General features: G+C 60.2%; 21 protein-coding genes. All 21 read left to right on the forward strand.

The annotated features are described in order from the left end of the window. The 21 genes from atpD (at window position 1) to ACE4YL_RS10205 (ending at window position 20,148) form a co-directional block, all read left to right on the forward strand. Complete coding sequence (gene atpD / locus ACE4YL_RS10105; protein ID WP_461360350.1) at window positions 1-1,419, forward strand: F0F1 ATP synthase subunit beta; 1,419 nt, start codon at window positions 1-3, stop codon at window positions 1,417-1,419. Beyond that, the gene (locus tag ACE4YL_RS10110; RefSeq protein WP_461358588.1) at window positions 1,419-1,823 is read left to right on the forward strand and encodes a F0F1 ATP synthase subunit epsilon; all 405 of its coding nucleotides are present in this window, start codon (window positions 1,419-1,421) and stop codon (window positions 1,821-1,823) included. The genes atpD and ACE4YL_RS10110 overlap by 1 nt, the downstream gene beginning before the upstream one ends. 102 nt (window positions 1,824-1,925) lie before the next feature. Continuing rightward, window positions 1,926-2,642: a M23 family metallopeptidase gene (locus tag ACE4YL_RS10115; RefSeq protein ID WP_461358587.1), complete on the forward strand. Its 717-nt coding sequence runs from the start codon at window positions 1,926-1,928 to the stop codon at window positions 2,640-2,642. A 61-nt stretch (window positions 2,643-2,703) separates the two neighbouring features. Then, a complete protein-coding gene (gene spoIIID / locus ACE4YL_RS10120) occupies window positions 2,704-2,970 on the forward strand; it encodes a sporulation transcriptional regulator SpoIIID (protein WP_461358586.1) in 267 nt (88 codons plus the stop codon). 91 nt (window positions 2,971-3,061) lie between these two features. Next, a complete protein-coding gene (mreB, locus tag ACE4YL_RS10125) occupies window positions 3,062-4,078 on the forward strand; it encodes a rod shape-determining protein MreB (RefSeq protein WP_461360352.1) in 1,017 nt (338 codons plus the stop codon). Between the two features lie 77 nt (window positions 4,079-4,155). Further along, complete coding sequence (gene flgF, locus ACE4YL_RS10130; protein WP_461360359.1) at window positions 4,156-4,878, forward strand: flagellar basal-body rod protein FlgF; 723 nt, start codon at window positions 4,156-4,158, stop codon at window positions 4,876-4,878. A 154-nt stretch (window positions 4,879-5,032) separates the two neighbouring features. After that, window positions 5,033-5,821, forward strand: a complete 789-nt coding sequence (gene flgG, locus ACE4YL_RS10135) for a flagellar basal-body rod protein FlgG (protein ID WP_461358821.1) — start codon at window positions 5,033-5,035, stop codon at window positions 5,819-5,821. Between the two features lie 6 nt (window positions 5,822-5,827). Beyond that, on the forward strand, window positions 5,828-6,616 hold the full coding sequence (gene flgA, locus ACE4YL_RS10140; RefSeq protein ID WP_461358822.1) for a flagellar basal body P-ring formation chaperone FlgA: 789 nt from the start codon (window positions 5,828-5,830) through the stop codon (window positions 6,614-6,616). Beyond that, entirely contained in the window at window positions 6,613-7,209 is a 597-nt protein-coding gene (locus ACE4YL_RS10145) for a flagellar basal body L-ring protein FlgH (protein WP_461358823.1), read from the forward strand. Before flgA ends, ACE4YL_RS10145 begins: the two co-directional genes overlap by 4 nt. 20 nt (window positions 7,210-7,229) lie before the next feature. Then, window positions 7,230-8,345: a flagellar basal body P-ring protein FlgI gene (locus ACE4YL_RS10150; protein WP_461360354.1), complete on the forward strand. Its 1,116-nt coding sequence runs from the start codon at window positions 7,230-7,232 to the stop codon at window positions 8,343-8,345. 10 nt (window positions 8,346-8,355) lie between these two features. After that, window positions 8,356-8,673 (forward strand): rod-binding protein, encoded by a 318-nt coding sequence (locus ACE4YL_RS10155; RefSeq protein ID WP_461358476.1) that lies wholly within the window; start codon window positions 8,356-8,358, stop codon window positions 8,671-8,673. 114 nt (window positions 8,674-8,787) lie between these two features. Continuing rightward, window positions 8,788-10,191: a phosphodiester glycosidase family protein gene (locus ACE4YL_RS10160; RefSeq protein WP_461358475.1), complete on the forward strand. Its 1,404-nt coding sequence runs from the start codon at window positions 8,788-8,790 to the stop codon at window positions 10,189-10,191. A gap of 22 nt (window positions 10,192-10,213) precedes the next feature. Continuing rightward, on the forward strand, window positions 10,214-11,956 hold the full coding sequence (locus ACE4YL_RS10165) for a SpoIVB peptidase S55 domain-containing protein (RefSeq protein WP_461358474.1): 1,743 nt from the start codon (window positions 10,214-10,216) through the stop codon (window positions 11,954-11,956). Between the two features lie 108 nt (window positions 11,957-12,064). Then, window positions 12,065-13,792, forward strand: coding sequence for a BamA/OMP85 family outer membrane protein (locus ACE4YL_RS10170; RefSeq protein ID WP_461360355.1), 1,728 nt, complete (start codon window positions 12,065-12,067; stop codon window positions 13,790-13,792). 117 nt (window positions 13,793-13,909) lie between these two features. Beyond that, window positions 13,910-14,530 (forward strand): hypothetical protein, encoded by a 621-nt coding sequence (locus ACE4YL_RS10175; protein WP_461358472.1) that lies wholly within the window; start codon window positions 13,910-13,912, stop codon window positions 14,528-14,530. A 44-nt stretch (window positions 14,531-14,574) separates the two neighbouring features. Continuing rightward, window positions 14,575-14,994, forward strand: a complete 420-nt coding sequence (locus tag ACE4YL_RS10180; RefSeq protein ID WP_461358471.1) for an OmpH family outer membrane protein — start codon at window positions 14,575-14,577, stop codon at window positions 14,992-14,994. Between the two features lie 114 nt (window positions 14,995-15,108). Continuing rightward, a complete protein-coding gene (locus ACE4YL_RS10185) occupies window positions 15,109-15,705 on the forward strand; it encodes a hypothetical protein (RefSeq protein ID WP_461358470.1) in 597 nt (198 codons plus the stop codon). Between the two features lie 27 nt (window positions 15,706-15,732). Beyond that, window positions 15,733-16,809: an LptF/LptG family permease gene (locus ACE4YL_RS10190; RefSeq protein WP_461358469.1), complete on the forward strand. Its 1,077-nt coding sequence runs from the start codon at window positions 15,733-15,735 to the stop codon at window positions 16,807-16,809. Window positions 16,810-16,824: 15 nt separating this feature from the next. After that, window positions 16,825-18,963: an LPS assembly protein LptD gene (gene lptD / locus ACE4YL_RS10195; RefSeq protein ID WP_461358468.1), complete on the forward strand. Its 2,139-nt coding sequence runs from the start codon at window positions 16,825-16,827 to the stop codon at window positions 18,961-18,963. Further along, window positions 18,963-19,595 carry an LPS export ABC transporter periplasmic protein LptC gene (gene lptC / locus ACE4YL_RS10200; RefSeq protein WP_461358479.1) on the forward strand — a complete coding sequence of 211 codons (633 nt, stop codon included), beginning with the start codon at window positions 18,963-18,965 and terminating at the stop codon, window positions 19,593-19,595. The genes lptD and lptC overlap by 1 nt, the downstream gene beginning before the upstream one ends. Further along, window positions 19,588-20,148, forward strand: a complete 561-nt coding sequence (locus ACE4YL_RS10205) for an LptA/OstA family protein (RefSeq protein ID WP_461358467.1) — start codon at window positions 19,588-19,590, stop codon at window positions 20,146-20,148. Before lptC ends, ACE4YL_RS10205 begins: the two co-directional genes overlap by 8 nt. Window positions 20,149-20,158: the final 10 nt, after the last annotated feature.

Consider the following 20,158-nt stretch of genomic DNA (forward strand, 5'->3'; position numbering starts at 1 on the left):
ATGAGTGCTAACATGGGGAGAGTGGTTCAAGTCATCGGCCCGGTAGTGGACATTGAATTTCCGCCGGAGCGGCTGCCGGATCTGCTCACCGCCATCCGCATCGAAGGGGAAGCGGAGGGCCAGAAGATAGATTTGATCGTGGAAGCTGCCCAGCACCTGGGGAACAACATGGTGCGCTGCATCGCCATGGCCTCCACAGACGGCCTGCAGCGGGGCATGCAGGCGGTGGACCTGGGCGGACCCATCACGGTGCCTGTGGGCCCGGAAACTTTGGGCAGGCTGTTCAACGTCTTGGGCCAGCCAATAGACGGCGGTCCCCCCGTGGATGGTGTGGCCCGCTGGCCTATTCACCGCCCCGCGCCCAAGGTGGATGAAGTGGAACCGGCCACGGTCATGCTGGAGACGGGGATTAAGGTTGTGGATCTTCTCGCTCCCTATCCCCGGGGAGGCAAGATCGGCCTCTTTGGCGGCGCAGGTGTGGGCAAGACCATTTTGATCATGGAGATGATCCGCAACATCGCCTACGAGCACGGGGGCTACTCGGTCTTCGCAGGTGTGGGCGAGCGCACCCGGGAAGGGAACGACCTCTACTTCGAGATGAAGCATTCCGGAGTTATAGAAAAGACGGCCATGGTCTTCGGCCAGATGAACGAGCCGCCGGGGGCCCGTCTCCGGGTCGGGCTGGCGGCGCTCACCATCGCCGAGTATTTCCGCGATGAGGAGCGCCAGGATGTGCTCTTGTTTATCGATAATATCTTCCGCTTTACCCAGGCCGGTTCGGAAGTGTCGGCGCTGCTGGGGCGGATGCCCTCTGCCGCCGGTTACCAGCCTACCCTGGCCACGGAAATGGGCCAGCTGCAGGAGCGGATCACCACAACCAAATACGGATCCATCACCTCCATCCAGGCCATCTACGTGCCTGCGGATGACTACACGGACCCCGCGCCCGCCACGGCCTTTGCCCACCTGGATGCCACCACCAACCTGGAGCGGAGCATTGCCGAGAAGGGTATCTACCCCGCGGTGGACCCCTTAGCTTCCACCAGCCGCATTCTAGCGCCGGAAGTTGTGGGCCAGGAGCACTATGAGGTGGCCCGGGGCGTGCAGCAGGTCCTCCAGCGCTACCGGGAGCTGCAGGATATCATCGCCATTTTGGGCATGGACGAACTGTCGGAGGAAGACAAGATCATCGTGGCCAGGGCACGGCGCCTGGAGCGCTTCATGTCCCAGCCCATGTTTGTGGCGGAGGCGTTCACCGGCATGCCCGGCAAGTACGTCCCGGTGAAGGAGACGGTGCGGGGCTTTAAGGAGATCCTGGAGGGCAAGCACGACCACCTGCCGGAGAACGCGTTCTACATGGTGGGCACCATCGACGAGGCGGTGGCTAGAGCCCAAGCCCTGGCGAAGGAGAATGCCTGATGGCGGTATTCAGCTTGGAGGTCTTGACCCCGGAAAGGACTGTGGTCAGCACGGAGGTGGAATACGCGCTTCTGCCTGGTACAGATGGGCAGTTCGGCGTTTTGGCCAATCACCAGCCCCTCATGGCGGCTCTGGGCCTCGGCATCATGGAGTTTGGGCCCCTGCGGGGCAAGCGGCGCAAGATCGCCTTAGGCGGCGGTTTTGTGGAGATGCACGGGAACAAGATGGTGATCATAGCCCGCACCGCCGAACTGGCGGAGGAAATCGATGTGCTGCGGGCCCGGGAGGCCAAGCGCCGGGCGGAAGAGCGGCTGCGCTCCCAAAGGTCCGATGTGGACACGGCCCGGGCGCAGATCGCCCTGCAGAAGGCCCTGCTGCGCCTGAAAGTGGCCAATGATGAGTAAAAGCCAGAAGGTCATATGTCCCGCGAAGAAAGCTCCCTCAGGGGGGCTTTTTTGCATAGAATCCAGATTTTAGGAGCATACTAGCGCCAAGGCGGTGATAGTATGCAAGTATGGCGGAAACTAAAAGACAGGCTGCGGACGGCCTGGCAGAAGCGTACCAGCCGCAGGGTGCTCATGGCCATCGTAATCGGCTTGTCCCTCTTGGCCGGTATGGGTCTGGGCATTTACCGGGCCTGGCCCCAGGAGCAGCCCGCGGCCGCGGTGAACCCGGTGACCCGGGAAGAGCTGGATGAACTGGTGGAGGAGAAGGTGCAGAGCGTGATCGCCTCCCTGTACCCTTGGGTGCTGGAGGACCCCACCCAGGTGGTGATGGTGGAGCCGCCTGCCAACCCCCGGCCGGAGCCCGTGGAACCTAGGCCCGAGCCCGAGCCGGAAGTGGAGCCGGCGGTCTCCTTTGAGCGCTTGATCTGGCCTGTGCAGGGGGAAATCGCCACACCCTTCGGCTGGTACCGCCACCCGGTCTACGGCGATTGGCGCTTCAACGCCGGTTTGGAGTTTAGGGTGACCGGTGATGCGGTGCGCACCGTGCTGCCGGGCAAAGTTGCCGCGGTGAACTCCAACGGCGTGGAGATGGAGCTGATCATTGACCACGGCGGCGGCTGGGCCAGCATCTACCGCTCCATCACAGGCATCAAGGTATCCCCAGGTGAACAGGTGAAGCAGAACCAGAACATCGCCTCGCCGGACAGCACAGGCCGCATCTTCTTCGGTCTTACCTACAACGGACAGCCCGTCAATCCCCAGGCGTTTCTCCACTAGCCGCGCATATTGCAAGCCCTGCGGCATATACATGTAAAAAAAGTGCTAGGGGGAAGCGCAGATGAGAGACTATATCCGCAAGCGGGTAGTGGATGTCAGCCTATACATCGTAAAAACCAACGCCACTGTGCGGCAAGCGGCTCTGGTTTTCGGGGTGAGTAAGAGCACTGTGCACAAGGACGTGACCGAGCGCTTGCCACGCATTAATAAGGAGCTGGCCGAACAGGTGAAGAGGGTCCTTGAGATAAATAAATCGGAAAGACACATCCGCGGCGGTGAGGCAACCAGGCGTAAATACGGGGTGAAAGGGGCCAGTCGAGCTTCCTAGGGGGCCTGGCGAAAAAAGGATTTGTCCCATCGGTGGCGAACACTATGGCATTGCAGTTTGTGCAGCCAGTGTTTGCAGAGGGGGACAAAAGGTGTTTGGCAAAGATATCGGGATTGATTTGGGTACTGCTAATGTTCTGGTTCATGTGCGCGGTAAAGGCGTTGTCATCCACGAGCCCGCTGTGGTGGCCGTTGATGTGAATACACAGAAGATCTGCGCAATTGGTCAAGAAGCCCGGGAAATGATCGGGCGGACCCCTGGCAATATTAGGGCCATCAGGCCCCTGAAGGAAGGGGTTATCGCGGATTTCACCATCACGGAGGAGATCCTTAAGCACTTCATAAGAAAGGCGGCCGGCTGGGGCTTCCGGCCCCGGGTGATGGTCTGCGTTCCCTCGGGGATTACCACAGTTGAAAAAAGGGCTGTGATTGAGGCGGCGAATCTGGCCGGGGCTAAGGAAGTCTATCTGGTGACCGAGCCCATTGCTGCGGCGGTCGGCTGCGGGCTGGATATTGCCGCGCCCAGCGGCAGCATGGTGGTGGATATTGGCGGCGGTACAACGGATATCGCCGTGATTTCTTTGGGGGGCGAGGTTACAGCCCAATCTCTGCGGGTGGGCGGCATCCACATGGAAGAGGCCATCAGCCGCCATATCAAGCGGGTGTACAACCTGGCCATCGGCGACCGCACCGCGGAGGATATCAAAATTTCCATCGCCAGCGCTTACCCCACCCCCGATAAGCGCATGAGTATCCGGGGGAGGGATCTGGTTACCGGGCTGCCAGCCACGGTGGAAATCAGCTCCGTGGACATCTACCCAGCCCTGGAGGAGCTCCTCATCAGCATTGTGGATGCCATCCGGGGCGTTCTGGAAGTGACCCCGCCTGAGCTCGCCGCCGATATCGTGAACAAGGGCATGGCCCTCACTGGCGGAGGGGCCCTTCTGGACGGGATGGCCCGCTTGATTCAGGAAAAAACGGGAGTGCCGGTTACCCTGGCCGAAGATCCCTTAAGCTGCGTGGTGCGGGGGACGGGCGAGATTTTGGATTCCCTGGACCGCAATCCCAACCGCAGCCAGTTCATCCACAGCTACACTAGGGCGCGCTAAAGCGCCCTAAAGTTTTTTTGGGGCGGTGCCGATAAGGGAAGCAGAAGCGGCAGGGAGGTGATCGTATACTCCGCGGCATCTATACAGCAGCATCGGGTATGCTGGTGGAAACAGTGCGCATGGATGTGGCCAGCAACAACCTGGCCAACGTGGATACAGCCGGCTACCAGCGGCAGACCGCCCACATCTACGCCTCGCCCCAGAGGCCGGTGTTCCGCTTATTCCAGGGACAGGCCCAGGCGTTGGGCACCTTGGGTACGGGAGCTCTGGTGGAGGGCAGTCACACTTCTTTCGCCCCAGGCGTGCTGCGCACAACCGAGAATCCCTTAGATGTGGCCTTGGTTGGGGCGGGCTTTTTTGCCATCATGACACCAGAAGGCCCCAGATACACCCGGGATGGGCGGTTCACCGTGAACCCCAGCGGGCTTTTGGCCACCCTCGACGGGAACCTGGTGCGGGGTGAAAACGGCCCCATCTATGTGGGGGAAGGACCCGTCTTTTTCAGTGAAACGGGGGAGGTGCTGGTGAACGGCCAGGTGGTGGACAGGCTCCTCATTGTGGAGTTCAACGACAGAAGCGGCCTGATCAGAAGGGGGGCCAACCTCTTTGAGGCCACGCCGGAAGCCGGGGATCCCTTCCGCTACCGGGCGGTGGTGGCACCCGGGATGATCGAATTGGCCAACGTGAACGTGGTCAGGGAGATGGTGAACCTGATCAACATTCAAAGGGCCTATGAAGCCAACCAGAAGGTGGTGCAGGCCTTCGATGAGACGCTAGGCAGGATCATCAATGACGTTTAGTGACAGGTAGTAAGCGGCAGGAAGCGAGAGCCTGAGGGGAAAGAGGCTGGACTGGCAACAGAAGCCTGGAAGCTATTGACCGACTGAGATAGCTTCACACACCCCTCTCTTAGGCTGTGCTCGAGTTTGGACAGCAAAAGGAGGGTTTTTTGTTATGATGCGCGCTTTATGGACGGCAGCCTCCGGCATGACCGCCCAGCAGACCAAGATCGATGTCATTTCCAACAACCTGGCCAACGTGAACACCACAGGTTTCAAAAAGAGCCGGGTGGACTTTCAAGACCTGCTCTACCAGACGGTGAAGTACGCGGGGACACCTTCCACCACGGGGGCGCAGATCCCCACAGGCATCCAGGTGGGCCACGGGGTGAGGACGGTGGCCACCCAGAAGGTGTTCTCCCAAGGCATGTACCAGCAGACGGACAATCCCCTGGATGTGGTGATTGAAGGCGACGGGTTTTTCCAGGTGCTCCTGCCCGATGGGACCATCTGCTACACCCGGGACGGGGCCTTCAAGATCGATGCCTACGGCCGCCTCACCACCTCCGATGGTTTTCCCATTGAGCCGGAAATTCAGATTCCAGAGGAAGCGGTGGAGGTCAGCATCAGTTCCGATGGGACGGTGGCTGTCATGTACCCCGGCGTAAGCGATCCTGAGGAGAGGGATACGATCATGATTGCCCGCTTTGTGAACCCCGCGGGGCTGCAGAGCGTGGGCCGCAATCTCTACCGCGCCACCGCCGCGAGCGGAGCACCCATTGTGGGTCAGCCCGGCATGGACGGTTTCGGCACCTTGGCCCAGAACTTCCTGGAGATGTCCAACGTCCAGGTAGTGGAAGAGATGGTGAATATGATCGTGGCCCAAAGGGCGTATGAGAGCAATTCCAAGGCCATCCAGGCTTCAGATGAGATGCTCCAGGCCGCCAATAACCTGCGCAGGTAGTTTGTGATGACCGCTAGGAAGCTGGTGGCGCTGGCCGTGCTTTTGGCAGTGCTCACTCTCTGTCCCGGTCCCGGGGCCTGGGGGGCTGAGCAGGAGAGGGCGGTGGTGTTCCTGCCGGAGACGGCCAACGTGTCCGGTAAAGATCTGCTGCTGGGCGAAGTGGCTGAACTTGAGGGTCCCCCTGAACTGGTGCAGCAGCTGGCCGAGGTCGTAGTGGGAACCGCTCCCAGTCTGGGGAGTTCCCGGGTGCTGCTCAGGGGACACATCGAGGTCCGCCTGCGCCATGCCGGGCTGCATCCCAGCCTGGTGGAGTTCCAGGGGGCCGAGAGCGTGCGGGTGTTCCGGGTGCCGGCCGCTGCAGCCGCGAGCTTGCGTGAAGACGGGGAAGGCCGCCCGGTTCAGGAAGTGGTGGTGGCGGCCCGGGACCTTAAGCGGGGAGAGATCCTCAGTGCGGACGATCTCCGCCTGGAACTGCGGGAAGTAAGGGGTGCTGCGCTGGAAAGCCGGAGCCTGGAGGACTTTGTGGGACTGCGGACCACCAGAATGGTGCCCGCGGGAACTGCCCTCACCCAGCTCCATGTGGAGGTAGTACCCCTCATCGAGCGGGGGGATGCGGTCACCATCCTGGTGCACACGGGCAGCGTCACTGTCACCGCACCGGGCGTGGCCCGGCAGAGCGGCGGGCTGGGCGATCTGATCGAAGTGGAAAACACCCTCTCCCGGCAGAGGGTGGCCGGGGAGATCGTCGATGCCCACACAGTTCAGGTGCACACAAAGGGGGCAGCTATGCCGTGAAAAGACCTTGGTACTTAACCATTACCCTGCTTTCGGCGGTGGGGCTGCTGTTGGGCAGCACCACCTTGACCGTGGCAGAATCGTTGTTTCCTGTGGATCAGCCTGCGTCCATGTTCGCGGATCGCAAGGCCAGGCGGCCCGGGGACCTGGTCACGGTGATCATCGTGGAACAGGCCCAGGCCAGGCAGACGGCCACCACCAGCACTGGTAAAGACTCGGAAGTGTCCGTGGGGCCAGGCGGCGGTGTGCTGGCGGATCTCATTCCCCTGCTGCGCCTGGGGGGAGGAGACAGCTTCTCCGCGGACGGGGCCGTGACCAGGGGCGGCAGCTTAACAGCGAAGATCACCACCAAGGTGGTGGAAACCTATGCCAACAACACCCTGCGCATTGAAGGCCGGCAGAAGATTGTGGTGAACGGCGAAGAACAGGAGATCGTGCTCACCGGCCTGGTGCGGGGTGAAGACATTGCCCCGGACAACACTGTGCTCTCCACCTTTGTGGCCGATGCGGAGATCTCCTTTGTGGGCACAGGCATTGTCGGGGAGAAGAACAAGCCCGGGCTGCTCACGCGCCTGTTCAACTGGCTGTTCTAGCGGGATGAGGAGGAAGGCAGATGAAGAGGAGACTTGTTTGGCTGGCCTTGGGGATCATCCTGCTGGGTGCAGGCAGAGCCTGGGCCCAGACGGTGGAGCCCCTCCGCTACGATACCCCCATTGTCCGGATTAAGGATGTGGCTCGGGTCCAGGGCGTGCGGGACAACCAGATCTACGGCCTGGGCCTGGTGGTGGGTCTGCAGGGTACGGGAGACGGTTCAGGCTCCCGGGCCAATGTGCAGATGATCGCCAATATGCTGGAGAATTTCGGGATTTCCGTATCCCCAGATGATCTGCGCATGCGCAATATTGCTGCCGTCATGGTGACCGCGGATCTGCCCACTTCCCTCAGGGTGGGGGACCGCATTGATGTGACGGTCTCCTCCATCGGCGATGCCCGCAGCCTGCAGGGCGGGTTCCTTCTCCAAACTCCCCTCCAGGCCGCCAACGGGCAGATCTATGCCGTGGCCCAGGGTCCTGTGTCCATTGGCGGGGCTGCGGGGCGGGGATCAGGGGCCCAGAGCATCCACACCACAGTGGGTACCGTACCAAGCGGCGCCATCGTGGAGCGGGAGCTGCAGGCCAGAGACCTGGCCGCGGAGGGCTGGGTTTCCCTGGTGCTCATGGAGCCGGACTTCACCACCGCGCAGCGCCTGGTGGAAGTGGTGAATGCGGCCTTTGGGCAGAGCCTGGCCAGAGCCAGGGATCAGGCTACGGTGGAAATCCAGATTCCCGGCAGCTACCTGAACAACGTGGTGGCCTTCATTGCCGAACTTGAGGAGCTGCCCATCCGCCCTGACAGCAATGCCCGGGTGGTGATCAACGAGCGCACAGGCACAGTGGTCATGGGCGCGCAGGTCCGCATCGCCCCTGTGGTGGTATCCCACGGCAGCCTCAAGGTGCAGGTGGGTACCGTTGAAAATGCCGGCCCGTTTGGAGGAGACGGAGGGCTGTTTGGCGAATTCATGGGTTCAGAACCAGCCTTTGGAAATACCACTGTTTTGGGCGGTTCCCCCAGCGTGCAGGAACTGGTGGATGCCCTCAACGCCGTGGGCGCGTCCCCCAGGGACATTATCGCCATCCTGCAGGCTGTGAAGGCGGCGGGGGCGCTGTTTGGCGAGCTGATTATTCTTTAGGAGGATCCCTATGCGGGTGAACTGGAGCCCCGGCGATCTGGTGGCCGGCAAGGCCGAGGAGCTGGGCAGAACGAAGCAGTCTTCATCCCGGGAAGCGCTGCGGGAGGCCGCGCAGGAGTTTGAGGCCCTGTTTTTGCAGATGCTCCTGACGGAGATGCGCCGCACCGTGCCGGACAGCGATCTGCTGGGCGACCGGCGGGCGGAAAAGCTGTTCCAGTCCCTGCTGGATCAGGAAATGGCCCTAAACAGCTCCCAAGCCCAGAGCCTGGGGCTGGCCAAGCTCATCTATGAACAGATGTCCCGCTATCTTCCTGAGGATGAGGGTTAGAGAAAGGCAAGAGCTCAGTAAACTCCACACAAATGGCGTTGTGGAGTTTATTTTGTGGCAGGAAAACACATCGGTGTCAAGAATTGTAATTAGGAATATGAAGGGGGATTGTCTGTGCAGTGGAGATGGGCCCCGCTAGTTTTCTTTTTATTGACACTTTTCACTGTCTTCAGCCCGGCACAGGCCAGCACTGCAGCGTTGAAGGTCTTAACTGTCCTGCCGCAAGAGGTTCTGCTTACCCTGCCCAAAGGAGAGGGCCAGGAGTTTCAGGTCAGCTACACTTCCCATCCCATGAAGGTGATTATAGATTCTAATCTGCCCATCCCGGATCTGCCGGAAAGGCAGAAGATCGACGATGTGGCCCTGCGGGAGCTCCGCTATTCCCAAGAACCGGGCGGTGCCTCCCGGCTGGTTTTGGAGTTCAACTACTGGCTGCCGGAAGGTGTGGTGCAGGAAGATGAGCACCTTTTCCAGCTCACGGTTCCCAAAACCTTCGTTGAGACCACCAGACGCATCGTGGAACTCGGCCTGGTTTACGGTCATCAGCGCAGGGCTGACAGTTTTGGCCCCAATGTGGTAAACTACCTGGAGATAGATCTCAGGCGCAACTACGAGGTGAAGCTGGTCTTAGCGCAGGATCGCATCTACGGAGCGGAACGGGTCAGCGAGATGGCCAAGCGCACCGGGGCCCTTGCGGCGGTCAACGGTGCCTATTTTGCATCGACCGGGCGGCCCTTGGGGGTGTTTGTGATCGATGGGGAGCTGATCACCGAGCCCTACAATAACCGCACTGCGGTGGGCCTGGGCCCCGGGACAGCGGTCATGGGCAATGTGGACTTTCAGGGTGAGGTCTATCATGAAGGGCGCCTTTTGGCGGCGGTTTCCGGCATCAACCGCCCGCGACTTCAGGATGAGCTGATCATTTACACCCCTGCCCACGGGACCAAGACCAACACCAATCCCTACGGCCACGAGGTTGTGGTGGCGGGGGGCGTAGTGGTGCAGGTGCAGCCAGAGGGCAACAGCACCATACCTGAAGACGGTTTTGTCCTGTCCGCCCACGGGGAGATGCGCCAGTATCTAGCCGCTTTGAACCCGGGCGACCGGGTGGAAGTGAGCCTGCGGCTGGAGCCCGACTGGCGTGAACAGGGCTTTTCCCAGATCATCGGCGGCGGCCCCAGGCTGGTGCGGGCCGGAGTGCTGGACATCACGGGGGAAGAGGAAGCCTTTAAGGATGATATCCTCAAGGGGCGGGCCCCCCGCACCGCCATCGGCATTACAGCCGATGACAAACTGCTTTTGGTTACCGTCAACGGAAGACAGCCCAATGTGAGTGTAGGTATGACTTTGGATGAGCTAGGGAATCTTCTCATAGAACTTGGAGCGCTTGAGGCCATGAATCTAGATGGAGGCGGTTCCACAACCATGGTCATCCGCAACCTGGTGTTGAACTTGCCTTCCGATGGAAAAGAGCGAGCAGTAAGTAATGCCATAGTCGTTGTGGCAGGATCTAGGTAGAGGGTAGTGAAGGGGTGGCTTCATGCGAAAACTGCCGTTGTGGTTAGGAATGGCCGTGCTGGTGATTATCTGTGGTATCTCCGCGCAGGTGCTGGCCGTCGAACTCTTCCCCCCCGAGGAGGTGCGGCCGGGCCTGCGCGGGATCGGCAAAACGGTCTTTTCTGGAAACGCCATTGAGACTTTTGACGTGGAGGTGCTGGGCATTATTCCCCAGAGCCCCCCGGTGAGCAGCTATATCATGGTCAAGGTAAGCGGAGAGGCCATTGAGCGCTACGGGGGCATTGCCCGGGGCATGAGCGGCTCCCCCGTGTATATCCAGGATCGCCTTTTAGGTGCCATTTCCCATACATACCCCTACACGGATCACCGCATCGGTTTGGTCACCCCCGCGGTGGACATGTTCAGGCTCTTTGATGCGCTGCCCACCCCCGAGCCGGCCCTGCCTGAAGAGGTTGTGGCAGTTAGTTCCCCAGTGATTGTCCAGGGCATGAATGAGCGCAATCTGAGCTACCTGGTGGAGGCCCTGGGTCTGGAGCGGACGCAGGTTCTGCCCTCCTTTGCTGCAGCGGCTTCTTCCACGGGCGCGGCGGCCTTCGAGCCGGGCAGCATGGTGGGTGTGCAGCTTTTGAGGGGCGATTTTGTGGTGGCCACCTACGGTACCGTCACCCATGTGCGGGAGGACGGGCGCTTTATTGCCATGGGCCATCCCGTCTTCCACCGGGGCGCGGTGGACTTTTTTGCCTCCGCCGTCTATGTGCATCAGACCCTGTCCAACTTGGAGGTGCCGGTAAAGATCGCCTCCCTGGGGGCAACTGTGGGCAAGGTGGCCCAAGATCGGGCAGCCGGCGTGGGGGGCGTCCTGGGAACCGCGGTGGGTTACGTGCCCATCAGCATCACGGTTACAGATACGGAGCGCGGTGTCCGGCAGAGCTACTACGTGGAGGCGGTGAAGGATGAGCAGTTCCTTGCTCCGCTGATCATCGGCAGTGCCTACCAGAGCATCGATGCCGCTTTGGACCGCATCGGTGATGGAACTGCCTATGTCCGGGTGGAGTTCGTTTCCCAGGATTTCGGCCAGCGGATGATCAGGGAAAACCTCTTCTACAGCGACTCGGACATCGCCGTGTGGTGTCTTGTGGATCTCCTTTCCGGCTTGGAACTGCTTCTAGGCAACAACCTGCAGGCGGTGGATCTGCAGCAGGTCAAGATCGAGGTGGAGGTGTCCAGGGAGCGGAAAACCGCGACCATCGAACGGGCCACCCCCTCAACTTCCCATGTGCGGGCAGGCGACAGTGTGGACGTGGAGGTCCTGATCAGGCCCTTCCGGGGGCAGGTGGAGACCCGGACCCTGCGGCTGCAGATCCCTGCGGATACGGCAGCGGGGCTCCTCACGGTCACGGTGCGCAGCGGGGCGGAGGGCTATTACTACACCAAGCCGCCGGTCCACACCAGCATCCTGGAGCCCAGCGAGGAAGAGGATGCAGAGGAACCCATGCGGACGTTTATCTCAGATGCGGACACTTTGGATGACCTGATTGAAGAATATATGGATAGGGAGAGGAATAACGAGTTAGTGGCCGAGTTCTACCCCTTCCGGGAGAACCAGGTGGAGGACGAAGCAGCTGAGGATGGAGAAGAAGAGGAAGCCTTTGATCCCTTGAGCTATTATCCGTGGGCCGAACCGATGGATCCGGTGATGGCGCGCCTCTCCACGCAGTTCGTGCTGGACGGCATGGCCACCTTCGACCTGAACATCTACCACTGAGACTTTGGTTTTTTCTGTAAGGTGTCCCCGGAGTTGGCAAGAGGAATCTGCCCAAGGTGCTCGAAATAAGGGAGATAGATCGAAAACTACTGTGTGGGAGGCAGGACAATGAGGCAAAGTTCAGCCAAGGTGGTTCTGGCACTGGTCGTTCTGGGTTTGCTCGTTTCGGCAAGCGGTATTGTGCAGGCCCAGTCCCAGGATCTCGGTATCGTGAGGCTGATTACCATCAAAGGCAACGTTATGATTGATACCGAGACCATAAAAGCGGCCATCTTGAAGACGCGGCTCGGCGAACCCGCGGTGGAGCAGAAGATTATCGACGACATGCGGGCCATCTACGATCTGGGCTACTTCGAAGATGTGCAGGCCACCATCGACCCTGCTTTAGGCGGAGTGGAAGTGGTGTTCCACGTTTGGGAAAATCCCGTTGTACGGGAGGTCACCTTTTCCGGCGTGCCGGGCGTGCCCTTTGGCGATTACGCCAAAAAGATGAAGACCCAGCCCGGGTATATCCTCAACGCCCATGATATCTGGGAAGACCTGCGCGGTTTGGTGGAATGGGTGCTTGACGAGCACGGCTATTGGGTCCGGGTTACCGCGATCAGTGCCGATACGGCTGGACAGATCCACATTGAACTGACCCAAACCACACTTAAGGATATCATCATCGCCGGCAATGAGAAGACCAAAGACTTCGTGATTGAGCGCGAGCTCTCCTTTGAGGTGGGGGACCCTGTCAATATCATCGAGATTGACCAGAGCCTGCGCCGCCTGCTCATGCTGGGCTACTTCGACGAGATCAGCCGGGAGCTCACCGAGGAGGAGGAGCCGGAAACGGTACTCACCATCAACCTGAAGGAGCGCAAGACCGGTGCGGCCACTTTTGGCGTGGGCTACAGCACCACAGATGGCCTGGTGGGCTTTGTGCAGGTGTCCGATGACAACCTCTTCGGACGTGGTCAGAGGATTAAGGCCAACGTCAGTCTGGGCCGGAAGCTTACCTCCTACGAGTTTGAGTTCTACGAACCGTATATCACCAAGTCCGGTATCTCGCTGGGCACAGGCCTTTACCGGCAGACCAGTGAAGTGAAGACCATCAAGCCCGACACGGACCAAGAGTTCGAGAGCAAGCGCACCAGCATCGGGGGCAATCTGACCCTGGGCAAACCCTTAAGCGAGTTTACCAGGGGGCGCCTCACCTTCAAACTGGAAAACAACACCTACCAGCCCACGGAAGAGGGGCAGGAGTGGACCCCAGAGGATTCCAAGAGCAGAAACGTGGGGATTGGCTTGAACACCAACACGGTGGATCATCCCTTCTTCCCCACGGAGGGTTACAAGAACGATGCCTACCTGGAGCTGGGTACCACCCTCTTCGGAGGCAGCAGCGCCTACGCTAAGCTGCGCCTGGAGCACAGCCGCTTTTTCGAAGTGCGGGATGGCGGCTACGTGTTGGCCGTGCGGGGTTTGGGCGGCAGGCTGCTGGGGGGCACCCTGCCGGACAGCGATAAGTTCAGGATCGGCGGGGCAGAAACCCTCCGGGGTTACAGTTACGGAGATCCTACCCTAGGCCTGGTGGGCGACAACATGCTGGTCTTTAACGCTGAGTTCCGCTTCCCCATCGTGGAGAAGGTCCAGGGTGTGGTCTTCACCGATTGGGGTACCGCCTGGGATCAGGGCCAGTCGCTGCAGCTGCAGGATCTGAAGAACTCCTTCGGTGTGGGCGTGCGCCTGGATACGCCTTTGGGCCTGCTGCGCCTGGACTACGGCCTGGGCAAGGACGCAGAGAACAACCGGAAGGGCCAGTTCTACTTCGGCATCGGGCAGGCCTTTTAGGCATGCTGCCATGAATTGAGCCGGCGGGCTTCCTTGGGGAAGTCCCGCTGGTTTTTTTTGCATTTGTGCTCCTTTCCAGCCCCTGGTATAATGGGCGGCAGGAAAAGGGGTGAATCTATGCGTCTAGCAGGCATGATCTCTCTGATTTTAGTCTTGAGCATGCTCACGGGCTCGAGCCCCTGGCTGCTGCCCCAGGCGGGCGCTGCTGGGCCTGTTGAAGATACCCCGGGGGCAGAGAAGCTTCTGGCCAGGCAGGAAGAGAAGCTTCTGGCCTACGAGGCGGAGCTCCTCCAGGCGGCGGAGGAACTGCTCAGCGCCAAAGCGGGGGAGATCCGCCGGGAGCAGGCCCAAGAGCTGCACGACGCAGCGGCGGATCTCCGCAAGGAGCTCCAGGATACGGCAGCCCAAGGCCAAAGGGAACTGGAGCAGGAGCTTTTAGGCCTGCAGCTGGAGCTGGTGTTCGTAACCCTCACCCCCGAGGAACAGGAAGCGAAGCTGAAGGACATTGAGGCCCTCCAGGAGGAGCTCCGGCTTTACCAGGAGGAGCTGGAGGAGGAGTTCCAAACCAGGCTCCAGGATCTCCAGGCGGAGCATGAAAGCCTGGCCCAAAAGCGCCTTGAGGCTTTCCACAGGGAACTGGACCAGGCTGTCCGGGAGGAGCTGGCCGCCTATCGGCAGCAGCTTCTGGTGGAACTTGACGGGCAGCTGTCTAGGGCCCTGGCCAACGGGCCATACTAAGGTAGAAGTACACTTGCAAGCCGCGATAAGGTGGTGACAGCCGAGTGAAGTATCTACCTTGGGCTTTGGCGGGCCTTTTGGCCGCAGCTTTGATCTGGGCCCTCCTGGCCGGTTCCGGGGGCGGATCGGTGGGCGTGGTGAACCTGGTAAGGGTGGTGGATGAGAGCCCCCGGGCCCAGGAGCTCAACGAGCTTTTAGCCCAGCGCTACCAGGAACTTCTGACCCGCTTTGATCTGGAGGAGGCGCCCAGCGAGGAAGACGTGGACAGGGCCGCCCGGGAGCGGCAGGCCTACGGGGAATACCTGGCCTACCGCCAGGAGCTGGAGCTGCAGCTGGAAAAGGAAGTGAATGCCGCCGTGAGGGAGGTGGCTGAGGATAAAGGGATTTCTGTGGTACTGGACAGCGACGTGATCCGCTACGGGGGCATTGACCTGACCGATGAGGTGATCCGCAAGCTCAAATAACCAATCGCCGCCAGGCGGTTTTTAAAATTCCACCATCTGCCAAGGGCCCTTTGCAGGTAATCGTTCCGCTAAAGGCGAATAACTAGGGTCAGAGTAAGGGAGATGAGGTCAAGTATGGACAAGATACGCAGCATGATCTGGAGCATGGTTGTGGTTATTATCGTAGTCGCAGGCAGCTGCCAGGCAGAGCGGGTTGCCGCCATGCCCACCGCGGATGGGGCTGCCCCGGGTACCTTGGAGCTTGACTACCTCTTTCACCGCGGCGGCCACAGCGTTGGGCTGGAAGTGGGGCTCCATCCCAATTTTAGTGCCGGCGTGAGGCAGGAGGTGGGGGGCCGGCTGTATGCCACGGTCAAGGCCGTGCTGATGCCGGAGACGGAAGAGTGGCCGGGGCTGGCCCTGGGGGGCGAGTTTTCCTCAGCCCACCAGCATCTTTACGCTGTCCTTTCCAAGCAGCTGGGCGCGCCGCATCTCCGGGGGCACCTGGCCTTCGGACTGGGCCGCTACGCACGGGGCATGGCGGGGTTAACTGTCATGCTCAATCCCGTCAAGGTCAGCAACGTGCCCACCACGTCCCTCTTTGTGGAGTACGACGGCCAAGGCCTGGCGGGAGGAGTGACCGCCCAGTTCAGTCCGGAACTGGGGGCGAAATTGGGTTTGACGCTTGGACACGGGCTGAGTATGGGCCTCCATCACAAACTGGCCTTTTAGTCCAAGCTCACCGTGGGGTGCTTGTGGATGAGGATTTTTGACCGCTATTTGACCAGGGAACTTCTGGGACCCTTTTTGTTCTGCGTGTTCGGCTTTACGGTGGTGCTGTTGAGCGGACTGCTCTTCCAGCTCACCGATCTCATTTTTGTACACGATGTGGCAGTGTCCACGGTGGCCAGGATGCTCCTCTACCGCATTCCCGCCACGGTGGTAATGACGCTGCCCATTGCTACGCTGTTTGCCACCCTGCTGGCGGTGGGGCGTTTGGTGCAGGACAATGAGATGACGGTTATGCGGGGAAGCGGCATTGCCTATCCCCGTTTGATCGTGCCCATTTTGGTCTTGGGCCTTTTGATCAGCATCTGCACTTACCTGGCCTCGGAATACATAGTGCCTCCGGCCAACACCAAGTTTGAAAACGAACTGCGGCGCATCATCTTCTCCGAGGGCGTTCCCCTGGTGGAGGAGAATGTGTTCTTCCACGGTGGCGATGACCGCTATTTTTACATCGGGGAAGTGGACACAAAAACCCGCGAGCTGAAGAAGATTCTAGTATACGAGCTGGCCTCGGACAGGTTCCCCAGCATCATCAGCGCCCAAACGGGGATCTTCCACGACTACGTGTGGGTGCTCTTTGACGGTGTCTACCAGGAGCTGGATGCGGAAGGTTTCGTCCAGTTTGAAAGCCGCTTCGAGCGCATGGAGATCGTCACTGAACAGAAGGGCGATATCTACCTGGGCAACCAGCGCACCGTCGACGAGATGAGCCGGCGGGAGCTGGGGGAATACATCGAACGCTTCCAACGGGGGGGCCTCAAGGTGCGTTCCTGGGTGGTGGAGCACCACATGCGGCTCGCGCTGCCCATGTCGTCCTTTGTTTTTGCCCTGTTCGCCGCGCCGTTGGCCCTGATGGGCCGGGGCGGGCGGGCCTACGGGATCATCCTCAGCCTGACCATTCTCCTGGTCTACTATGTGGCTGTTTCCGTGTCCCGTTCCCTGGGCATTAACGAAGTGCTGCCGCCTTTTGTAGCGGCTTGGTTGGTGAACACCATCTTCGCCGCGAGCGGCTTTGTCTTTTTGGCCCTGTCCGATCGCTGGTACTAGAATTGGGGAGATACTATGTGCCCGTGGAAGCGCACTCCGCTTGCCGTTTTGGCTTTGATCATCATCTTGATTCTCCCGGCGCCTTCTGCTTTTGCTGCGGAGCAGATGGTGCGCATCGTCGCGGGCAAAACCGGGTCCTACGATCTCAAAAGCCAGGTGTTCACAGCCGAGGGCGATGTGGAGGTCCATGTGGACGATGTGGTGCTCTACGGCGATGTGCTCCATGCGGATCTGGTCGAAGGCCTGGTCACCTTGGAGGGTTCGGTCCGGGTGATCCGGGACGGGCAGGAACTGGGCGGGGACCGCTTGGTGTACAATCTGGAGACCGGGGAGGGCACCTTTGAGGAGCTCAGTGCCCAGCTGACGGTGCCCGACGGTACGGTCTATGTCACCGGAGACAGCGTGCTCTTCGCTGGAGATAACTACACCGTCTCCCGCGCCGCCTTCACCACCTGCGATCTGGAAGAGAGCCACTACCGGCTGGTGACCAGGGAAATGGAGTTCGTCCCCGGCGATAAGGCCATCATTCGCCATGTGGTTTACTATGAGGGCAGCATTCCCCTCTTTTACTGGCCTTATCTGGTCGTTCCCTTGAGCAAGGATCTGGAGGATATCCTGGTCAGCCTGCCCGCCTTCGGTTACAGCGAACATGAAGGCTATTTCATGAAGAGCACTTTTAACTACTATATCAACAGTAGGGCCTACGGCAACATCTACGTGGACCTCTACAGCCGGCTGGGCCTGGGCGTGGGGATGCGCCACAACTACCGGCTTAAGGATCTGGGCGAGGGATTTCTGTACCTCTGGGGCGTGCCCACCAGCAGCGAAACCGCCTACAAAGGGGCCTGGGAACACACCCTCTCCAAAGACAGCTGGGATCTCACCACCAAGAACAGCGTGGAGAAGACCTGGGTACGCGAGCAGACCAGCTCCGACACGCGCCTTGATTTCCGCACCGAGGACCTGCGGGGAAGGGTCTGGCTCACTTACAAAAACAACCCGGGGGAAACCGCCAAGGAGCAGACGGATCTGGGTCTGGAGTGGTCTAAGGAGCTCACAGACCACTTGGTGCTCAACCTCAAGGGAAACTATGTCCAAAAGCGCACCAGCGAGGAGGTGCGCCTCATGGACTTTCTCATCTCCTCGGTGTACAGCCGGGGCAAGCACAAGCTCACTTTGACCTTGGAGCAGCAGTTCAATCCGGACCTTCTGACCTCCGGTTCCCAGGAGTGGCGCAGCGTCCAGCGCCTCCCAGAGCTGAAATGGGAGGTGAGCGATCTGGGGCTGAAGAGCCTGCCCCTCCGCAGCCAGCTGGTGGTGGGCCACTACCAGGAAACCCCGTCCATGGTGAGCAAAGACCGGGTTTACGGCCAGCTCACCCTGGCCTCAAGGACCTGGCGGCCCAGGACCGGGACGAGCATCAGCTACCGGGGCGACCTCAACGGCGCCCTCTACTCTGAAAGCGGAGGACAGGCCTGGCTCTACGGCCGGGCGGTGCTCAACCAGAGCCTGGGGAGCAACCTGTCCCTGAGCAGCACCTACCGGCGCAGGGATGTGTGGGGGGAATCACCTATCAAATTCGACGCCCAAAAGCCCCTGCAGGACCTGAACGTGCGGCTCAGCTACAACCGGAACAAGTTCCGGGCCAGCGCCAGCACAACCTACGACTTCCTCACGGAGAAGTTCAGCAGCCTGACCTTGAACACCGGCCTGCGCCCCAATGAGCGTTGGAATGTGGATCTCTACGCCAGCTATGATCTGAACACCAGTACTCTAACCCATGTGGTTCCCCTGGTGGAGTACAAGCGGGATGAGCTCAGTTTGAAGTTCGGCTTCCGCTACAAACCCAATCTCCAGGAGCTGGAGCGGGTAGATCTGCGCGTGGCCCTGCCCCTGGGCTCCACCTGGTATGTGAGCTACGACAGCATCTACACTCCCCCGTCGGATAAGTTCACCAAGGGTGAGATCTCCATCAAGAAGGATCTCCACTGCCGGCAGCTGGCCTTTTCTTACGACCATGTTGCGGGGCGGGTGGCGGTGCAGCTCACCATCAACGCCTTCCCCACCCTGCCCATCGGCTGGGACAGCGAAGGCGGCCTGAGCTTGTTTGACTTTGAAGATGTGGCCGACATCATTGATGATGCGAAGGAGTGATGAACCTGTCAACCAAGGCAAAGTGGATCGCCGCGGGCACCGTTGCGGTGGCCGTGCTCCTGTTCATCACTTTTCGCTACGCGGCCCAGCCGCCTCCACCCGCGGTGAGTGTGCCCCCCAGCGTGCAGCTGCAGGAGTCGCGGCTGGTGGGGAGGAAAGACGGCCAAAGGCAGTGGGAGATACTCAGCCGGAGCGTGCTGCAGGAAGGGGATGTGGTGACCCTAAGGGAGCTGGAGGAGATGGTGGTCTTCCAGGATGAAGAGCCGTACCTCACCATCCAGGCCCCCGAGGCGGAGTGGGAGCGGAAAACGGAGCTGCTGCGCCTGTTCGGCCCCGTATTGGTGGAGGGGGAAGAAGGATTCCGCCTAGAAAGCGATTACCTGGAGTGGCAGGGCCGCAGCTCGAAGCTGCTTTCGCCAGGCCCTGTGCAGATGCTCTGGCGGGGTATGGAGATCTCCGCGGATACCATGACCATGGACACGGAGGGGGAGATTGTCTTCCTCCAGGGGAATGTGGAAATCCGCGATGGGGGTCTGGTGTGGAAGCTGGAGGAAGCGGTCTACGATCTGGATGCGGAGTCAATGGACTTCTACGGAAACGTGGTATTGGAGGGGGAAGCAGGCAGTGACTAAAAGGTTGACTTTACTGTGTTTGCTCGCCGGCATGCTGGCCTTGGCACCGGCTGTTTGGGCCCAGGGCCAATCCGGGACGCTGGAGATCACCGGTGTGCCCGCGGATGTACCCGCCGGGCGCTATGACCGCCAGGCAGGGGTGTTCTCCGCGGATGTGTCGGCCATTGAGGGAGCTTTAGTCCACGTCACCTTTGAAGAAGTGAAGATCGTGGGTCAGACCATGGAGTGGCGCACCGACGATGACTACCTGATCTTCACCGGCGGCGCTACCTTGACCAAGGAGGATTTCACCGTCACCGGCGATACGCTGGAGTATTTCGGTAAGGAGAAAAAACTCCACGCGGTGGGCAGCGTGGTGGTGGTGACCGATGATGCCACCGTTTACGCCAACGAACTGGTCTACGATGAGGAGACCGACGAGGCGGTTTTCACCGGCCAGGTGAAGGTGGTCTTTGATGATGGGGTGCTGGAGGGTGAGAAGTTTGTTATGTTCCTGGAAAAGAGCGAGCTGCAGTTCTTCGGCGCTTTCCAGGGAACGTTTGAGACGGATTGAAGTAAGTAAT

It is taken from the genome of Candidatus Darwinibacter acetoxidans, from assembly GCF_041936445.1.
In the GTDB taxonomy this organism is placed as follows: domain Bacteria; phylum Bacillota; class Limnochordia; order Darwinibacteriales; family Darwinibacteriaceae; genus DTU010.

Bases quoted from the DNA above. Each gene is read 5' to 3' on its own strand.
- atpD (WP_461360350.1), top strand. From the start codon at position 1: ATGAGTGCTAACATGGGGAGAGTGGTTCAAGTCATCGGCCCGGTAGTG.
- ACE4YL_RS10110 (WP_461358588.1), top strand. From the start codon at position 1,419: ATGGCGGTATTCAGCTTGGAGGTCTTGACCCCGGAAAGGACTGTGGTC.
- ACE4YL_RS10115 (WP_461358587.1), top strand. From the start codon at position 1,926: ATGCAAGTATGGCGGAAACTAAAAGACAGGCTGCGGACGGCCTGGCAG.
- spoIIID (WP_461358586.1), top strand. From the start codon at position 2,704: ATGAGAGACTATATCCGCAAGCGGGTAGTGGATGTCAGCCTATACATC.
- flgG (WP_461358821.1), top strand. From the start codon at position 5,033: ATGATGCGCGCTTTATGGACGGCAGCCTCCGGCATGACCGCCCAGCAG.
- flgA (WP_461358822.1), top strand. From the start codon at position 5,828: ATGACCGCTAGGAAGCTGGTGGCGCTGGCCGTGCTTTTGGCAGTGCTC.
- ACE4YL_RS10150 (WP_461360354.1), top strand. From the start codon at position 7,230: ATGAAGAGGAGACTTGTTTGGCTGGCCTTGGGGATCATCCTGCTGGGT.
- ACE4YL_RS10155 (WP_461358476.1), top strand. From the start codon at position 8,356: ATGCGGGTGAACTGGAGCCCCGGCGATCTGGTGGCCGGCAAGGCCGAG.
- ACE4YL_RS10165 (WP_461358474.1), top strand. From the start codon at position 10,214: ATGCGAAAACTGCCGTTGTGGTTAGGAATGGCCGTGCTGGTGATTATC.
- ACE4YL_RS10170 (WP_461360355.1), top strand. From the start codon at position 12,065: ATGAGGCAAAGTTCAGCCAAGGTGGTTCTGGCACTGGTCGTTCTGGGT.
- ACE4YL_RS10175 (WP_461358472.1), top strand. From the start codon at position 13,910: ATGCGTCTAGCAGGCATGATCTCTCTGATTTTAGTCTTGAGCATGCTC.
- ACE4YL_RS10185 (WP_461358470.1), top strand. From the start codon at position 15,109: ATGGACAAGATACGCAGCATGATCTGGAGCATGGTTGTGGTTATTATC.
- ACE4YL_RS10190 (WP_461358469.1), top strand. From the start codon at position 15,733: ATGAGGATTTTTGACCGCTATTTGACCAGGGAACTTCTGGGACCCTTT.
- lptD (WP_461358468.1), top strand. From the start codon at position 16,825: ATGTGCCCGTGGAAGCGCACTCCGCTTGCCGTTTTGGCTTTGATCATC.
- lptC (WP_461358479.1), top strand. From the start codon at position 18,963: ATGAACCTGTCAACCAAGGCAAAGTGGATCGCCGCGGGCACCGTTGCG.